Here is a 16,906-nt window from a genome sequence, read left to right as displayed (position 1 = left end):
GGCCTAACGGTACGCCACGCCATCATAAACTGATGGGTAGTGATACCGGGGTTCAAAATCAATATCCTCTGCCAGCTGGCAGCTTATTTCAATGTCGGTATTATTGATATCGCCAAACATGCTGGCTATCGATGCATCGGCGGCATCGCGGCCGGTGGCTATTTTTACAAAGCCGTTCAATGGTGATAACCGTGTAGCATCAAACAACAGCCACTCACCGGCAATATAGGCTTCAAAACAGGCGTGAAAATCCTGCGGGATAAGCATATAAGAGTAACCGGTAAAGTACCGGGCAGGGATAGAAAGTGACCTGCAAAGCGCAATGCCCAAATGCGCAAAATCGCGGCAAACTCCGGCCTGCTGGGCTACGGTATCATACGCTGAGGTTTCTGATGTGCTGCTGCCGCTCAGGTATTCCACATGGTTATGGATCCATTTGGTAATGGCAACGGCCTTGTTGTAATTGTTGGCAAGGGTGCCAAACTCGTTCTCGGCAAGGCGGTATAACCTGTCCGACTGGCAATAACGGCTGGGGCTAAGGTATGTCAGTACAGCAGGATCGAGCTGACTGATACTGATATCTTTGTACTTGTTGTACTTACCCAGTTCAAAATGATTGTCGACTATGGCTTCGTAAGTAACGGTGTAATCGCCGGGTTCTTTTATGTCAACACGCATAAAGCGATTGTCGGTACCCGGGGTGATCAGTTCCTCGGCATCAGCTTGCGGGCTGATGGTGAACGTTTCCTCAAGTACCGTTTGCTTTTCGGTCTTTAGTGCATGAATATTTAAAATAATGGTACCCGCCGATTTTGCCTGATATCCTAACCTGGCTGATACCTTAAACTTCATCGTGTTCTCCCGGTAATTTGGCAAAGGCCTTTTCCATCCACTCGCCTGATATATTTTGCAGGGCAGCTCTCAGCTCATCATCCCATTGTGCCGAGATGCTGGCCAGATCTTTCTGCGTATAGCGCTGTTCTACCAGCTCAAAGGTTCCTTTTTTATACAGCGCAATATCTATCGGGAAATCGACATTGTTGCTGCTCACACGGGTAGAGTCAAAAGACAGAAATGCTGCCTTCAACGCCTCGTGCATGCTTGAGTCTTCATCGATGGTACGGTTCAGGATCGCCTTGCCGTGGCCCGAGTTACCGATAGCCACAAAAGGAGCGCCTTCGCCCAGTTCAACCCAGTTACCTTCGGGATAAAGCAGGAAAAGTTTATGGTCTTCATCATCCTTTAGCTGGCCGCCGATGATGGTATTGAGGTCAAACCTGAAGCCCGCTTTCTCAAGGGTCTGGCGGTCTTCTTCGGCCACGCGACGGATCTGTTCGCCAAAGGCGTTAACTGCCTGGAAAAGCTTATCAAAGGTTTGGGTTTTGTTTATCTCGTTAAAGTAAACCACCGCCTTATCGCGTACCGAACGCAGCCCGCTGGTCATGATGAACATGGAGCCGCCGTCCTTTTGTACAACTGTAAGTTTCTTTTTATTGGTGGTTTCCGTACCCGAAGTGATCCGCGTATCTGCCAGTGCTACCAACCCGTCTTTTACCTTAATTCCTAAACAGTAAGTCATGATTTTTGAAGAGAGTCAAGAGTTAAGAGCCAAGAATCAAGACTATTTTTAAAATTTGATCTTGATTCTTGACTCTTGGTTCTTGTATCTAAAATTATTGTTGTTGCTGCTGTATCATCTCCATATACTTTGCATAGCTGTTTCTTGGCATGCTTTGCGCGGGTTTTGGAGCGTTTGAATTTGAAACGGTAAAGATATCTTTTTCTTCGTGAACCTGGCCATCCTGGTAACCTACTGATACGGATACTTCCAACGTATGGCCTGATGTGCCTTTGTAAACGCCCTTGACCGGCGAACAATCGCTAAAGTTACGGCCAACAGCAAGGCGCACGTGGTTCTCATTAGCTACACAGTTATTGGTAGGGTCGATACCTAACCAGCCATAACCAGGCAAATAAGCCTCGGCCCAGGCGTGGGTTGCGCCTTCGCCACGCATGCCATCTTTGTTGGGGCAAATGTAGCCGCTCACATAACGGGCAGGGATGCCTACGTAGCGCAGCATCACCATCAATAAATGGGCAAAATCCTGGCAAACGCCGGCGCGGAGTTTCCAGATCTCATCCAGAGTGGTCTCTACAGTGGTTACGCCTTTTATGTACTCGAAATTCTTGTAAACGTATTTAGAAAAGTTAAGCGCTGTATGGTATGGCGTATCTTCAATTTTGCGCTCGGCCTGTACAATGGGGCGCAATTCGCTAAGCCCTTCAAAATATTCCTGTTTCAGGAAATCGATATAAGGCACCACGTTGCGCAGGTTATACAACTCGTTCCACTGCTCTGCAGAAAACATATCATCCATAGGCAGCGCCCGCGGGTGCGTGATAACCGATAACTGCGAATTAATAGCCAGCGAATTGTGCGGCTCTATATAAGTAAAGCTACCTATCTGGTTGCCATAATAATCAATATAAGTATCAACCTGCGGGTGCCCGGTTATGATGAGGTCATGCTTCAGCACTTCCTGGTAAATATCATTTATAGGGTACAGGATGATCTTATTGGCACTATCGCGCACAAAATTATCATAAGTGTATTTGGTGATATGCTGTATCTTAAACTCGGGCATGGTGTTGATGGGTTAATTTGAGGATTTGAAGATTTGAAGATGTCGCCTTTTCAGATGGCAATTTTCAAATTTTCAAATCAACTCATCTTCAAATTAAAATTATGAGTTTGCAAAGTAGTACTCGTTCATGGAGTTACCTATTTTGTACAGGTCGTCGCGCAGGCTGGTGAGGTATTGGTGCAGCCCCACCTGGCTAATGCTTTTTACCGAACTATACTTGATATTGCTTTGCAGCTTACCTATCTGGAACGAGATCTCTCGATAATCGTTCACGTTGCTGTTGTTCTTTAACCTGTCGAAATAGCGCTGGATGTTATTTACAGAGTAGATAACCGAGCGTGGGAAATCGTTATTCAAAATAACCTGCTCTATCACGTTATGCGCCTCAAGGCCGTCGCGGTAGGTTTTCTGGTAAAGCTCATAGCCGCCGATGGATTGCAGTAAGTGCTTCCAATAGGTAATATCCAGCAACAGATCGGGGTTGGTATTTATCGGCCCGAATTTAACGTCGAGGATATCGATAGACTGGATAGCCCGTTCCAGGTATTTGCCGATATTCATGAAACTGCGGGCTTGCCCGCGCTCCATAGTAATTTCGGCGGTGCCGTAATAAAGCATTACCTCTTTTATCAGCACATCAAGGATGCCGATAGGGTCATCCTTCCTGAGGCCGGTGGCAATGCGCGGTTCTTTAACCGTGTGGTAGTACTCGTTGATGCACTGCCAAAGGTCGGTAGGGATATGTTCCTGTACACTGCGGGCGTTTTCGCGGGCAAGGGTAATGAGGTTTACAATGGAGTTTGGGTTATCGCGCTCCATCACCATGAACTTCAACACCGCGCGGCTCTCATTACCCAGCGACTTTACCATATCATCATCCGCACCCGAAAAAATGCGCATAATAGGTTCCCAGCTAAAACCCGCAACAGAATCCTGCGACGAGGCATAGTTGGTCTTCAGCATCCTGAGCAAACCATCGCTCCGCTCAATATAGCGGCTTAACCAATAAAAACTTGCTGCGACTCTACTTAACATAAGTAGCCCCCCAGCCCCCTGAAGGGGGAGTTTTTGATTTGTATATTTTTAGTTCTTGCTAATAGCATTATTGTCTGTTTGAATTAAACTTCGGTTCCCCCTTTAGGGGGTTAGGGGGCTGCCAGCACCCACGTATCCTTGCTTCCGCCGCCTTGCGAGCTGTTCACTACCAACGAGCCTTCTGTAAGGGCCACACGGGTTAAACCGCCGGGCACTATCTCAATGCCATCGGGGCCGCAAAGGGCATAAGGCCTCAGGTCGATGCGGCGTGGCTGTAACGTGCCGTTGATGTAACATGGTGCCGCCGAAAGACTGATAGTTGGCTGCGCGATAAAATTGCGCGGATCTTTCATGATCTCCAGCTTGTATTTCTCTATCTCTTCCTCGCTGGCTGCGTGTCCCATCAGCATACCGTAGCCACCACTCTCGTTGGTTTTTTTAACTACCATTTTGTTGATGTTGGCAAACACGTGCTCGCGTTCATCGGGGTTTGAGAGGCGGTGCGTGGGTACGTTCTTGAGCAAAGGTTCCTCGTTAAGGTAATAGCGGATCATGTCAGGCACGTAAATGTAAGTGGCCTTATCATCGGCAACGCCGTTACCTAAAGCATTTACAATGGCTACGTTTCCTTTACGGTAAGCGCCCATTAAGCCGGCTACGCCCAGCACGCTGTTAGGGTTAAACACCAGCGGGTCAAGGAAGTCATCATCCACACGTCGGTAGATCACATCTACCTGCTGTAAGCCGGTGGTGGTTTTCATGTACACGCGGTGGTTGTTCACCACCAGGTCGCGGCCCTCAACCAGTTCTACGCCCATTAAACGGGCAAGCGTGGTGTGCTCAAAATATGCTGAGTTGTATATCCCCGGACTAAGCAACACTATCGTAGGGTTACTTACCTGCCTTGGCGACAGCGTTTGCAGGTTTTTGTACAGGATTGACGGATATTCTGTTACACTGCGTACACCGCAATTCGGCAACAGGTCAGGGAATAAACGTTTGGTTATCTCGCGGTTCTCCAGCATATAGCTCACGCCCGATGGGGTACGCAGGTTATCTTCCAATACGTAGAAGGTGCCATCGTAATCACGTATCAGGTCAATGCCTGCTATGTGTACATATACATCATAAGGTACGTTGAGCTGGTACATCTCGCGCAGAAAATGCGGGCAAGAGTACACAATATCAATAGGCACCACACCATCTTTTATGATAAACTGGTTGTGGTAAATATCTTTAAGGAAATGATTAAGCGCGGTAAGGCGCTGTTTGATGCCTTTTTCTACAAACTCCCACTCGGCGGCGGTAATAACGCGGGGAATAATATCAAACGGGAAAATCTTCTCTATCCCCTCGCCGCTGTTGTAAACGGTGAAGGTAATGCCCTGCGTCATGAACAGGCGTTTGGCCAGTTCTTCCTTTTTATTCAGGTCATCGGCAGATTCCTGCGACAAATAATCGATAACCTTCTTATAATGACCACGAACGATGTGATTTTCGCTATACATTTCGTCCCACGTGCCATTTATTAAGCCATATTTCTCAAAATATTGTGAGCCTTGCATATAATTATATTACAAAATGTATAAATGTTCAATAAAAACTTACTCAAGTTACAATAATTATCATCTTAAAGCCTAATTATTTATCAAAAATTTAAATGGTTGTCCATTTGTATTGATAAATATTCAATTTTTATAAAAAATAATTGCTGATTTTTATTGTTGAATAGATTGAACAGTTGGGATAACGGGAAAGTTTCACGGAGAAGGTATAATATTCAATTGTCATTTAGAACGAGGAGAAATGACAAAGCCGTTTAAGCCACCTCTCCCTTCAAAACCGGGATAACCTGCCCCCTGAAATCGTTAAATAATAATTCCCAGGCAATTTTAAACCACATAATGGATGGGATATATGCTTTTATTGCATGGTTCTGCATCCAGATACGAGCGGGCTTAGGGAAAGCATCAGAAGGGCCAAGGCCGGTAACCACAAGTAGCAATACCAGCATTATTATATTGAAGGTAGTGAAAGGTTTGGGTTGCATCATTATGTAAATAACAACGCCTGCGGTAGCTATAATAAATGTTGGGTGCTCTGATGCGGTACTAAACACCACCACCATTATCAGTAATGAGCACATTAACTGCAGCCGAAATTTTAATGAATTGTACTGTTTAACCCTGGCCAATGCGCCAATTACCGATGCTGCACCTATTAGCAGGAATGGCCAGTTTGGTATAGAACTATCCTGGAACGCGCGGCGCACTGCCCCCATCATACACCAGTCGAACCCGGTAGTGAGACTTTGGTTGGTGAGGTTTTTTGAAGTAAGTGCGGCAAACCAGTCTTTGTAGGTTTGCATCAAAAATTCGGGGCCTGATATGATCGCAGGCAGTATCAGGAACAAGATAAGCCAAAACGCCGACCATAAAATATACCTCACTTTATGCTTTGAGAAAAAAAAGAAGGCCAGCCCAACAATAGGATAGATCTTCATGAGGGTGCCTGCTACGGTAAGCAGGGTGGCATACTTTAATTTTTCATGCTGCATTAGCATAAAACTACCAATAATGATAGCGGCAATAATGGGGTTAAACTGCATGTAATGGCTTGAGTTAGCAAACTCTATAGCGCAAAGCAACAGAATAGCAGTTTTTGCCCTGTTATTAAAGGGGAGCAAGTGTATAGCCCATAAAAAGGCAGCTGCGTTACCCACTTCCCAAAAAAAGAAGCCCCAGCTCTCGGGCATTAGCGATAGCGGTGCAATAAAAACCGTAAAAAGCGGGCCGTAGATGTAAACATCATAATACTCCTTAGGATAAAGCAGGTACAGGTTTACATGATCTTTAAAATGATAGTACGAGGTGCGGAATATGATGTAATTATTATCAATATGCCTAAAGTATTTTAGCTGCCAGCAAAAAACGGCAACAGCAATATACAGGATGCAGGTCCACTGGTAACCGGTTAACCCCCAGAATTTTTTAGCCGAAATTTGCGCATCCATATCAGGAGATAAAATAAAGCAAAATTGTTTACGCCCCGAAATAAAAAAGGCCACCCGCAAATTTACGAATGGCCTCATTATAAGAATCAGTTGTTAGTTGCTCCCTCTTCTGTGATGCTCAAACTCGTGAGCCTCGAACGCCAAACGCACATTGGCAATAACCTGATTATATATAGTTGCATTACTGCTGCTGCTCACCACAATTGTGCCACTGGTGCGGGTTGCCTGGTCAATTGTCCGGGCAGGGATACCCATCAACAACCTGTTCAAATGCAGGCTTATTTTTGATGTAACATCAGTAGTAGCGTCAACGGCTACATTTTTAACTTCGGCTTTAATGATGGCATCGTCGTTGTAATCAAATTCGATTGGTACGGTTGCACCGCCCGATGTGGTGAAAGTACCTTTAGCCGTAAGCGGGATATCGTTGCCTGATGATTTGGTAAGGAATATTTTCACCTCTATCTCACTGTAATGCCCCGTATCAACCAGTGCCGTAATTGGCGCAGAAGCAAGATTCAGCAGATCAAGATTAGCCACATTTTTAGTGGTCACCTCGGTTTCTTTACCGTTCTTTTTTGCCTCGAGCTTAAAACGGGTAATGTTGGCAATTACCGATGTCCATTTAATGGCAGCCTGTGAGGCATCGTTTACTGCCAGGCCGCCTGTAACAGCATTTGTGCCAACGGCAGATTGCGAATTATCGGCAGTTAACTGGAAACCCATTTCTGCCTGGGCTGCAGTTGGCGATGCGCCTTTATCTTTTGAGCATGATGTTAAAAGTGAGGCAAATAGTATACCTGCAGCACTTAGAGTAAGGAGACTTTTTTTCATGTGTTATTAGTTTCGGGGTTTTGAAGTTATTACGTTTAAACACATGGCTATGGTTGCCTCAATTAGCTATTTTAATAGAAATTTAATGTACGGTATTGTACATTTGAAATACCATCAACCCATAATTATGAAAAAAGCCTTTCTTTTCCTGTCCCTGTTCGTCTCAGCCACGGCATTTGCCCAGCAGCAACCCGAAGATTTTAAAGACGACTGGGCTGATCTGCGCCATTATGAAGCCGAAAACAAAGCATTACCTGCACTTGCAGCCGGCGAGAAACGCGTGGTGTTTTTAGGTAGCTCTATTTTTGAGTTTTGGAAACAAAAAGTACCGCAATATTTTGCTGAACATAAAGGTTATTTAGATCGCGGCATTAGCGGGCAGATCTCGCCGCAACTACTTGTCCGTTTCCGGCAGGATGTTGTCGCGTTAAAAGCTAAAGCTGTTATCATCCTTGCAGGGAGCAATGATATTGCCGGCACCACAGGTCATGTAACCACGGCACGCATTATGGATAATATTAAATCAATGGTGCAGCTGGCAAAGGCCAATAACATCAAAGTGATATTGTGCGAATACCTGCCGGTGTATGAATACCCGTGGCGCAAAGGTTTCGCTGCCGCGGATAGGATCATCGAACTTAACAAAGCCATTAAAGCTTACGCAACTGAACAGAATTTAACCATATTGGATTATTTTTCGCCGCTGGCTGATGAGCGTAACGGGCAAAAAGCAGAGCTGACCACCGATGGCGTTCACCCTAACGTAGCAGGCTATGCGGTAATGGCCAAAGTAACCGATGAAGCCATAGCTAAAGCACTTAAGTAATATGAAAGACAGGGAAGCAATCATCAGGAATTATATCAATGCCTACAATAAATTTGATGTTGAGGGCATGCTGGCCGATATGGCTGAGGATATAGTGTTTCAGAATATCTCGGGCAACGAAGTGAACATGACGCTTAATGGCATCGATGCTTTTCGTGAACAGGCCGAGCAAACTAAGGCGTATTTCAGCACCCGCCACCAGGCCATCAGCAATATAGAGCATCGTGGCGACGAAACTGAGGTGGCTATCAGCTACGTAGCGATTTTAGCTATCAACCTGCCTAACGGGATGAAAGCCGGCGACGAGATTAAACTCAGCGGCCGTTCGGTATTTAAGTTTGTCCACGATAAAATAATCACCGCGTTAACGGATCTTAGCTAAGCTTTACTGAAATTTGGCAATGATTTGCCCGGCGGTAAGTTTCTCCTGCTCGCCGCTTTGCATGTTTTTGAATGATAGCTCGCCGCTTTGCATTTCTTCGGTACCTATCAATACCACATAAGGGATTTGCTTGTTGTTAGCATAATCCATCTGTTTTTTGATCTTGGTACCAGCTGGGTAAAGCTCGGCATTGATGTTATTTGCACGCAGGTCTTGCAGTAAAGGCAGTGCGTATCCTTCTGCATCAGCATCAAAGCAGCAGATGAGTACCTGGGTGCTTTGGTCGGTTGAGGCAGGGAAAAGGTTAAGCTCTTCCAACACATCATAGATCCGGTCGGCACCAAAAGAGATACCAGCACCTGTCAAACCTTTTAAACCGAACATGCCGGTCAAATCATCATAACGGCCACCGCCGCCAATGCTGCCTATGGCTACACCGTTTGCTTTTACCTCAAAGATGGCTCCGGTGTAATAATTTAAGCCGCGGGCAAGGGTAATATCCAGTTCCAACTTAGCAGTAAGTGGTTTGCAGGCACTCAGGTAGGTAAATACTTTCTCTATCTCATCGCAACCCAACAGGCCAATTTCTGAATCGGCAAGTGCTTTGCGCAGGCTTGCCAGTTTCTCTTCGTTGCTGCCTTCCAGCAGGATGATAGGTTTAATTTTCTCTATATCAGTTTCGGTAAAGCCGCGCTCAAGCAGTTCTTTGATCACGCCATCCAGGCCTATTTTGTCCAGCTTATCAATGGCAACGGTCATATCTACAATGCTATCGTGTTTGTTAACAACTTGCGCAATACCCGATAATATCTTACGGTTATTAATCTTGATGCTGAAATCGGTTAAACCCAGTTTGCTTAGGGCTTCGTCGTATATCAATACAAACTCTGCCTCGTTTAGTAATGAGGGAGAGCCTACCACGTCGGCATCGCACTGGTAAAACTCGCGGTAGCGGCCTTTTTGCGGCCTATCGGCCCGCCATACCGGCTGCACCTGAAAACGTTTGAACGGAAAGGTTATCTCGTTTTGGTGTTGCACTACGTAACGCGCAAATGGCACGGTAAGGTCGTAGCGAAGGGCTTTTTCTTTACCAACTAAATCTCTAATTCGAGACCTTAAATCAAGTGCAGTATTTAATATATCATTTGAAATACTCGGTTGATTGTGAGGTTGTTTTGGTAGGTTATCAAGCTCATGTACGAGCTTATCATACTCTTTGGCGTTGATGAAATCTCCGCTATCCAAAATCTTAAATATCAGTTTATCACCCTCATCACCATATTTGCCGGTAAGGGTGCTCAGGTTTTCCATCGATGGGGTTTCTATCTGTTGGTAACCATATTTCCTGAATACGCTTTTAATAGTATCGAAAATAAAGTTACGTTTTGCCATTTCGGCCGGAGAGAAATCGCGCGTACCTTTTGGTACAGATGGTTTGATGGATGCCATGCGGCAAAGGTACAAAAAAGCGCAAACTAACTCATGCCGTCATTGCGAGCGATAGCGTGGCAATCCTCGACTTGCAGAGTCGCTCTGTACGCAGGGGATTGCCACGTCGCTGTTGCTCCTCGCAATGACGCGCGGGTAAACAAAAAAATCCCCGCGGCACGCCGCAGGGATCGATTAACTATTAAACTAACTGATTATTAAAATTCTTTATTATTGACCTGATTGTTGTTTAGCCTGGTTTTTCATGGTATCGTTAGCAACAATAACAATCTCTACACGGCGGTTTTGTGCGCGGCCATCAGCAGTAGTATTATCAGCAATTGGTTCGCTTTCGCCCTTGCCTTGTACGCTTAAACGTGATGATGCTACGTTATTAGCCGAGATGAATGATTTTACAGACTCTGCACGGCGAACAGATAATCCCTGGTTGTAAGTATCGCTACCGGTATCATCTGTGTGGCCAACAATAAGGATGTTGGTTTGCGGGTTGTTTTGCAATGAGGTAGCCAGGTTAGCCAGGTTGGTACGGGCTGCTGATTTCAAATCTGATTTATCGGTATCAAACAAAATACCTGAATCGAATTTTACCAGGATACCTTCACCCTCGCGGGTTACGGTTGCGCCCGGTACGGTTTGTTTAATTTCGGCAGCTTGCCTATCCATGTTACGGCCAATAAAAGCACCGGCAGTACCACCTACAGCACCACCAATAATAGCGCCCAATGCTGTATTACCTGCAGCCTTACCAATTACGGCACCAATAGTACCACCGGCACCTGCGCCAATGGCAGCACCTTTTTGTGTTTTGGTCATCGAGTCGCAACCTGTTCCTAATATGCCTAATGAGGCTAACGCTATACTGTAAGTAGCAATCTTTACTTTTAATGTTTTCATCTTTGGAAATTGTGTGTGTTTGTTGGGTAATTACAAAGGCAGTGCCAAAGCCGCAAAGCTATATTTTATACCCAGCCTGCAGTTATTTTTAATACATAAACACACTGCAACAACATATTTTTAATATTCAGGAAAATTGTGGTCGGTATAAATAAACAGCGTGGTTTTGCTGTAGCAAAAGTGATGCATTAAATTTAGTACAACCCCTGTTTTTAAAGGGCGGCATTAATAGTACCCGGCGGCAAGCTAAGGGTAAATGTACTGCCCTCGCCCTGTACCGATATTACGCTGATATCGATATGATGAAAATCGGCAATAGATTTAACAATGGGCAGCCCCAGCCCAAAACTATCTTGCGAAAGCGCCTTTTTCATCTTCTTGAAGCGGTTGAAGATATGCGGCAATTCTTCTTCGGCTATGCCTATGCCGGTATCTGCAATACTTACCTGGTAACGCCCATTATGCCAGCGGGCAGAAACGGTTATCTCACCATCAGTACGGTTATATTTGATGGCATTGTTCACCAGGTTAAACAGTAAGTTAAACAGCAGAAATTTATTGATGTTGATAAGCTCAACGTTATCGGTTACCAGTAAAACCAAACTAATGTTTTTATCCTGCAGGCGTATGGATATCTCATCATAAAGTTCCTGAAGCAATTCAGCCGTAGTGGTTTTATCTTCACGTAAAAACTGCTCGTTCTCAATCTGCGATATCAGCAGCAGGGTTTTGGTGATGCTTTTTAAGCGATACAGTATCTTCTGCATCTCAAGCAAGCGTAGTTTGGTCTCGTCGGCCACGTCATCCTGCTCAAACATGTTCTCTATTTTTGATTGCATGATAGATATGGGTGTCATCAACTCATGCGATGCATTGGAGATAAATTCGCGTTCTTTTTGAAAAGCTTTTTCAATGGCCTCAACCATTTTATGGATGCTGATATCCAGGTGCTGAAAATCTGATGTAGTGGTGCGTACCTGCTTGTAAGCCGTAAAACTCGGGAACTTTTTGCTTACCAGTTTGGTGCGGATAATGATGTTTAAAGGGCGCAGGATATAGCTTGAGAAGGCCTGATCTGCCAGAATGGTGAGTAACACCATCCCTATCAGTATCTGGAATGCAATATTCTGTAAAGGCTTGGTGGTTTCACCAATACTCTCGGTACTCTTGCCTATCTCTAACAGGTAATTTTTTTTTCCTACTTTAAACGTATGGCTCAGGATGCGGTAATCTATGGTATCCTGCTCAACCATACGTTTCTCGTTCTGTATGGTATCAAGGTGGTATTTGGGTGGCGCTACATCCAGGCTGATGTACTCTTCTTTAAGCGGAAGGTAACTGCCATAACTTTCATCGCCATCAATATAGGTTTTGATACCCTGTTGCTGTACTATTTCTAACAGCTTGTCTTTTTGTTTAATAAGGCGGTCATCGGTGTAGCTTTTGTTGATATTTTCGATAACGCCGGGTAGCAGCAAAACAAACAGGGTTACAATAACCAGCTTTGATATAGCATTGAAAAACGTAAGTTTTGTTTGAAGCTTCAAATCTTAAGCGTTTGTTTTTATGCGGTAACCCAGGCCGCGCACGGTCTCCAGCCACTCGGCAGGGGCAAACGCACTTAGCTTTTTACGGATATTTTTAATGTGTGCATCAATAAAGTTAGAGTCGTAATCGTCATTTATCACACTGCCCCAGATATGTTCGCCCAATTGTGCACGGGTAAGTGTGCGGTTTTTATGCAGTAGCAGGTAGGCCAGCAGGTCAAACTCTTTTTTGGTGATGGTATTTACCGGGTTTACGTGGTACATAATGGTACGGTCGGTAAGGTTTACCAGGAAACCATCCAGGTCAACAACGTTTTGCGGTACGCCAAACTTACGCCGAATGATGGCTTGCATGCGGCTTTGCAACTCTAACAACGAGAATGGCTTGGCCAGGTAATCATCGGCACCCAGGTCAAGGCCTATTACGCGGTCGTTCACCTCGGCGCGTGCCGTTAGGATAATGCAGGCGGCCTCGGGATTGGTTTGGCGGGCTTCTTTCAATAGGTCCAGGCCCTCATAATCGGGTAGGCCAAGGTCAAGCAGGATAAAATCGTAGAGGTTAACCGCAATTTTTTCTGATGCCGAGCTGCCGTTATAACATACCTCGCATACGTAATTATTTTTTGTTAAAAATAACTCCAGCTCCTGCGCAAGCGCCTTTTCGTCTTCAATGATCAGTATGTTCATCTAATAAAAAACGTAATAAAACGTGAAATTAAAAAACGATTCTTTACGGTTTTGCAACATGCCTTCAACGTTAACCGGGATAGAATATTTCCACGAAGCCTCTAAAGTATAATGTGGTGTGTTATAGGCCAGCGGCAATTTAAAGCTGTAGTTGAGCGCGTTAAACCTTGAATTATCACGGGCGCGGGCAAGTTTATCAATAATGTTATAAAACTCAAGCTTACGGTTATGATCGTCAGCATAACGCTGCACAAAGTTCTGGGTACCCAGTATCATGCTAATAGCCGGATTTATAGACAGGAAATCCTGATCGTTAAAAATACTGAACTTGCTCTCGTAATACTTTGAGGCGGTAACAGTGGTAAATATATCATCTGATTTACCAAAAAGATAATCAGCAGTAAAGCTGGTTTTAAAGAGCTTCCAATCGAAAGTATTCTTCCAGTTGATATCATTTGAAGATGCCGACTTGATGATATTGGCCTCTTTATTAAAAATGAAACGCGTATAACTGATGGTACCTGTGTATGTTTTTGATGCACGGTAATAATAACCACCGCCCACATCTATCTCATCAACCAATGGTTTATAACCCAGCACTTTTAATGCCGAGCCATACACAAAGAAACCCGGCTTGCTGTTTATTACCACATCTGTTGACATAAATGGGTATTTGATAGGCCCGGTACGGCCAAAGAACAGTGCATCGGTACCGTAAGTAACACCAACAGAGGCAGAACTTTTGCGGATAGGTTTTACAGTATCAGTATCGGCTACGGCATGGTAATCCCTGTACATCATCAATAATGGCTTTGCCTTTGCTGATAATGAGGTATAGGTAATTAACAATATGAGGGTTCCAAAATATTTCATCAATATAAATTGGGTTACTCGTTTCTTCTTGGAATTTCCGGTGGCCTTTCAACCCCCTCAGGCCTGCGCTGGCGTGGTGGTTTAGGTTTCTCGGTTTTAACTTCTTCTACTTTCTCGGGCTTAGGCATTTTTTTAGCCTTGGCCACCTCTTTAATTTTCTTCTTTTCTTCTTCTGATTGTTTTTGCTTGCCTTTTGTTACAGTGGTATCCCGTTGTTGAAACGAAAAATTTGCGCTAAATGATATAGGCGATGTTGCTGTAACCTTAGATGAAGCAGTTGCGTTGCCAGCCCTCGGGTATGACGAAAGTGGTGCTAACAGCATCAGGAGTACAATATACAAAAACCACTTCGTCATTTATTGGAATAGCGAAAAGCAAAAATTACGCAAAGATAATGGTGTACACCTTTTTTGCGCTATGTGTTATTACGTAAAAAATGCGCCAGGCATTAGGTGTAAAAATTCCTATTGCCTGGCGCAAACTTTAATCAGGTTTATATATAACGGCCGGGCCGCTAAAATTACAGTATAATATGTTTTGAGGTGTAAACACGCTCTTGGTCATCAACCGCAATACAAGCTATCTGGTTAAGTTTGTTTATTAAATACAAACCGGTGTTTATACCCATGCCAAACATAGGGCCGGTCATGGCGCCTGATAGTTCTGCCGTTGGGCTGATGATGCTAATGCTTTTTGTAGCACTAACCGGGAAACCGCTTTCAGCATTTATTACCGCACGATTAGCAACCAGTTCTGTATTTATTGATGTAGCTACAGCCATGTTGCTTATCTCTACATCAGCGTAAATCTCGTTTGCTTTTGAACTATCGGCAGTGCCTATGGTCCACGCTGTATTATCTGGTTGTAAACCCCAGGTAAGCAGGTCGCCATCCATATTGATCACACCACTGTTAACGCCTTCCATTTGTAATACCACTTTTGCCCTGTCTGCAGCGTAACCGCGTGCAATAGCACTAAGGCTTATACGCATACCCGCATTTTTCAGGAAAACGGTTTGTTTTGCGTGATTAAGCTCAACGTTGATATAGTTGGTAAGGCTAACTTTCTTTTTTAAAGTACGGGTTTTAACCGCTACTGTTTGGCTTTCATTCTCATTAACAGGCACACCATAAGCAATATCAAATGTACCGTGGGTTAAAGCTGAGATCTGCAAAGCGCGATCAACCAGTTTAAAGGTTTCAACATCAACACGTACAGGTGCAATGCCTGCGTTGCGGTTGATGAGGTTGATAGAGCTATCCTCGTTAAAAGTGCTTAACAGTTTTTCAATACGGGTAATTTCGTTAACAGCGCTTTCAATACGCTGTAATGCCCAGGCGGCATTATCAGTTACCAGGTTAAAATCAAACTCAGTGCCCATTAACCGTGTAGTGCGGTTAAAGATGATGGTGTTATCTGTTAAATTTTTTAATGCCAGCATAGGGGTAGCGTTTTTAAAACTTTATTGTTTAATGATAAAGCCAGTACGTAAAGCCACAGTAAAACGCAACTTTACAAACGCTAAATTAGTTGGGCTTTATGAAATTGACATGAAAAGGCCTTGCTGCCAATAAAAAAAGCACCTTTTGGGTGCTTTGGTTTTTATAATGATAATGTGATTATGCTACTGTACCTTCTTTTAGTTTCTCGGCATTTTCTGCAAACTGAAGGGCTTCCATTATCTCCTGCAAATCGCCGTTCATAACGCCGGGCAGGTTGTAAATGGTTAAACCAATGCGGTGCTCGGTTAAGCGGCCTTGCGGGTAGTTGTAGGTACGTACTTTAGCACTCCTATCGCCGGTGGCCACCATGGTTTTACGTTTCTTAGATGTTTCTTCCAGGTGTTTTTGTAACTCCATCTCGTAAACACGTGAGCGTAGTACCTGCAGGGCTTTATCGTAGTTTTTTAACTGCGATTTCTGGTCCTGGCATTGTGCTACCACTCCTGTTGGAATGTGCGTTAAACGTACCGCCGAGTAAGTGGTGTTAACCGACTGACCGCCCGGGCCCGATGCACAGAAAAGGTCTTTACGGATATCAGATACGTTCAGCTCGATATCAAATTCGTCAACCTCTGGTAATACCACGATTGATGCAGCTGATGTATGCACGCGGCCCTGTGTTTCGGTATCAGGCACGCGTTGTACGCGGTGCACGCCCGATTCGTATTTGAAGTTGCCATAAGCATCCTCGGCGTTAACGTTAAAGATGATCTCTTTGTAACCGCCTGCAGTACCTTCGGTGTAATCTACCAGTTCGGTACGCCAGCCGCGCTTTTCGCAATAGCGCATGTACATGCGGTAAAGGTCGCCGGCAAAAAGGGCTGCCTCGTCACCACCTGTACCACCACGGATCTCGATAATAGCATTTTTAGAATCTTCAGGATCTTTAGGGATCAGCATCAAGCGGATGGTCTCTTCCATCTCATCCTGCTGCTCAAGTAAGCCATCCAATTCGCCTTTGGCCATCTCGCGGAACTCTTCGTCCTTCTCGGTAGCCAGTATTTCTTTGTTTGCATCGATGTTGCTGATCACATTTTTGTAGATGTGGTATTGATCAACGATCTTGGCAAGGTCTTTATATTCCTTGTTCAGCTGGGCAAAACGCTTCATATCAGCCATTGCTTCGGGGCTGCTCAATTCGCCTTCAACAGTTTTCCAGCGCTGGTATATTAACTCTAATTTATCTAACATTTTATTTCAGGGATTTTGCGGCGGGTAA

Annotated in this window: 17 protein-coding genes; 2 read left to right on the top strand and 15 right to left on the bottom strand. The window is 44.6% G+C overall.

Going from position 1 to position 16,906, the window contains the following annotated elements:
* Nucleotides 1-3 precede the first annotated feature (3 nt).
* The 7 genes from D0C36_RS13090 to D0C36_RS13060 form a co-directional block, all read right to left on the bottom strand.
* A complete protein-coding gene (locus D0C36_RS13090) occupies nt 4-852 on the bottom strand; it encodes a transglutaminase-like domain-containing protein (protein WP_117392072.1) in 849 nt (282 codons plus the stop codon).
* Nucleotides 842-1,579: a peptidase gene (locus D0C36_RS13085; RefSeq protein WP_117392071.1), complete on the bottom strand. Its 738-nt coding sequence runs from the start codon at nt 1,577-1,579 to the stop codon at nt 842-844. Before D0C36_RS13085 ends, D0C36_RS13090 begins: the two co-directional genes overlap by 11 nt.
* A 94-nt stretch (nt 1,580-1,673) precedes the next feature.
* The gene (locus tag D0C36_RS13080; protein WP_117392070.1) at nt 1,674-2,645 is read right to left on the bottom strand and encodes a transglutaminase family protein; all 972 of its coding nucleotides are present in this window, start codon (nt 2,643-2,645) and stop codon (nt 1,674-1,676) included.
* Nucleotides 2,646-2,744: 99 nt separating this feature from the next.
* A complete protein-coding gene (locus D0C36_RS13075) occupies nt 2,745-3,680 on the bottom strand; it encodes an alpha-E domain-containing protein (protein ID WP_117392069.1) in 936 nt (311 codons plus the stop codon).
* A 110-nt stretch (nt 3,681-3,790) separates the two neighbouring features.
* Nucleotides 3,791-5,245, bottom strand: a complete 1,455-nt coding sequence (locus D0C36_RS13070) for a circularly permuted type 2 ATP-grasp protein (RefSeq protein WP_117392068.1) — start codon at nt 5,243-5,245, stop codon at nt 3,791-3,793.
* Nucleotides 5,246-5,499: 254 nt separating this feature from the next.
* On the bottom strand, nt 5,500-6,693 hold the full coding sequence (locus D0C36_RS13065; protein WP_158557112.1) for a glycosyltransferase family 87 protein: 1,194 nt from the start codon (nt 6,691-6,693) through the stop codon (nt 5,500-5,502).
* Nucleotides 6,694-6,786: 93 nt separating this feature from the next.
* A complete protein-coding gene (locus D0C36_RS13060) occupies nt 6,787-7,527 on the bottom strand; it encodes a hypothetical protein (RefSeq protein ID WP_117392066.1) in 741 nt (246 codons plus the stop codon).
* 127 nt (nt 7,528-7,654) lie between these two features.
* Between D0C36_RS13060 and D0C36_RS13055 the strand changes: the two genes are divergently transcribed.
* Together D0C36_RS13055 and D0C36_RS13050 are read left to right on the top strand one after the other, a co-directional pair.
* On the top strand, nt 7,655-8,353 hold the full coding sequence (locus tag D0C36_RS13055; RefSeq protein WP_117392748.1) for an SGNH/GDSL hydrolase family protein: 699 nt from the start codon (nt 7,655-7,657) through the stop codon (nt 8,351-8,353).
* 1 nt (nt 8,354) lies between these two features.
* Entirely contained in the window at nt 8,355-8,735 is a 381-nt protein-coding gene (locus D0C36_RS13050) for a nuclear transport factor 2 family protein (protein WP_117392065.1), read from the top strand.
* A 3-nt stretch (nt 8,736-8,738) separates the two neighbouring features.
* On the opposite strand, the gene hisS is transcribed toward D0C36_RS13050, so the two are convergent.
* From hisS to prfA, 8 genes are all read right to left on the bottom strand, one after another.
* The gene (gene hisS, locus D0C36_RS13045; protein WP_117392064.1) at nt 8,739-10,184 is read right to left on the bottom strand and encodes a histidine--tRNA ligase; all 1,446 of its coding nucleotides are present in this window, start codon (nt 10,182-10,184) and stop codon (nt 8,739-8,741) included.
* Nucleotides 10,185-10,394: 210 nt separating this feature from the next.
* Nucleotides 10,395-11,078 (bottom strand): OmpA family protein, encoded by a 684-nt coding sequence (locus tag D0C36_RS13040; protein ID WP_117392063.1) that lies wholly within the window; start codon nt 11,076-11,078, stop codon nt 10,395-10,397.
* Between the two features lie 212 nt (nt 11,079-11,290).
* Entirely contained in the window at nt 11,291-12,625 is a 1,335-nt protein-coding gene (locus tag D0C36_RS13035) for a sensor histidine kinase (RefSeq protein WP_117392062.1), read from the bottom strand.
* 3 nt (nt 12,626-12,628) lie between these two features.
* Nucleotides 12,629-13,312 carry a response regulator transcription factor gene (locus D0C36_RS13030; RefSeq protein WP_117392061.1) on the bottom strand — a complete coding sequence of 228 codons (684 nt, stop codon included), beginning with the start codon at nt 13,310-13,312 and terminating at the stop codon, nt 12,629-12,631.
* The gene (locus tag D0C36_RS13025) at nt 13,313-14,185 is read right to left on the bottom strand and encodes a hypothetical protein (protein ID WP_117392060.1); all 873 of its coding nucleotides are present in this window, start codon (nt 14,183-14,185) and stop codon (nt 13,313-13,315) included. It lies immediately after the preceding gene.
* 14 nt (nt 14,186-14,199) lie between these two features.
* On the bottom strand, nt 14,200-14,541 hold the full coding sequence (locus tag D0C36_RS13020) for a hypothetical protein (RefSeq protein ID WP_117392059.1): 342 nt from the start codon (nt 14,539-14,541) through the stop codon (nt 14,200-14,202).
* A 164-nt stretch (nt 14,542-14,705) separates the two neighbouring features.
* Nucleotides 14,706-15,626, bottom strand: a complete 921-nt coding sequence (locus D0C36_RS13015; RefSeq protein WP_117392058.1) for an FAD:protein FMN transferase — start codon at nt 15,624-15,626, stop codon at nt 14,706-14,708.
* Between the two features lie 178 nt (nt 15,627-15,804).
* Complete coding sequence (gene prfA / locus D0C36_RS13010) at nt 15,805-16,878, bottom strand: peptide chain release factor 1 (protein ID WP_117392057.1); 1,074 nt, start codon at nt 16,876-16,878, stop codon at nt 15,805-15,807.
* Between the last annotated feature and the right edge of the window lie 28 nt (nt 16,879-16,906).

Origin of the sequence: Mucilaginibacter conchicola, from assembly GCF_003432115.1 — a bacterium.
GTDB lineage: Bacteria > Bacteroidota > Bacteroidia > Sphingobacteriales > Sphingobacteriaceae > Mucilaginibacter > Mucilaginibacter conchicola.
Note: the sequence above shows the minus strand (reverse complement) of the source record. Positions and strands in the feature narration are given on the sequence as shown.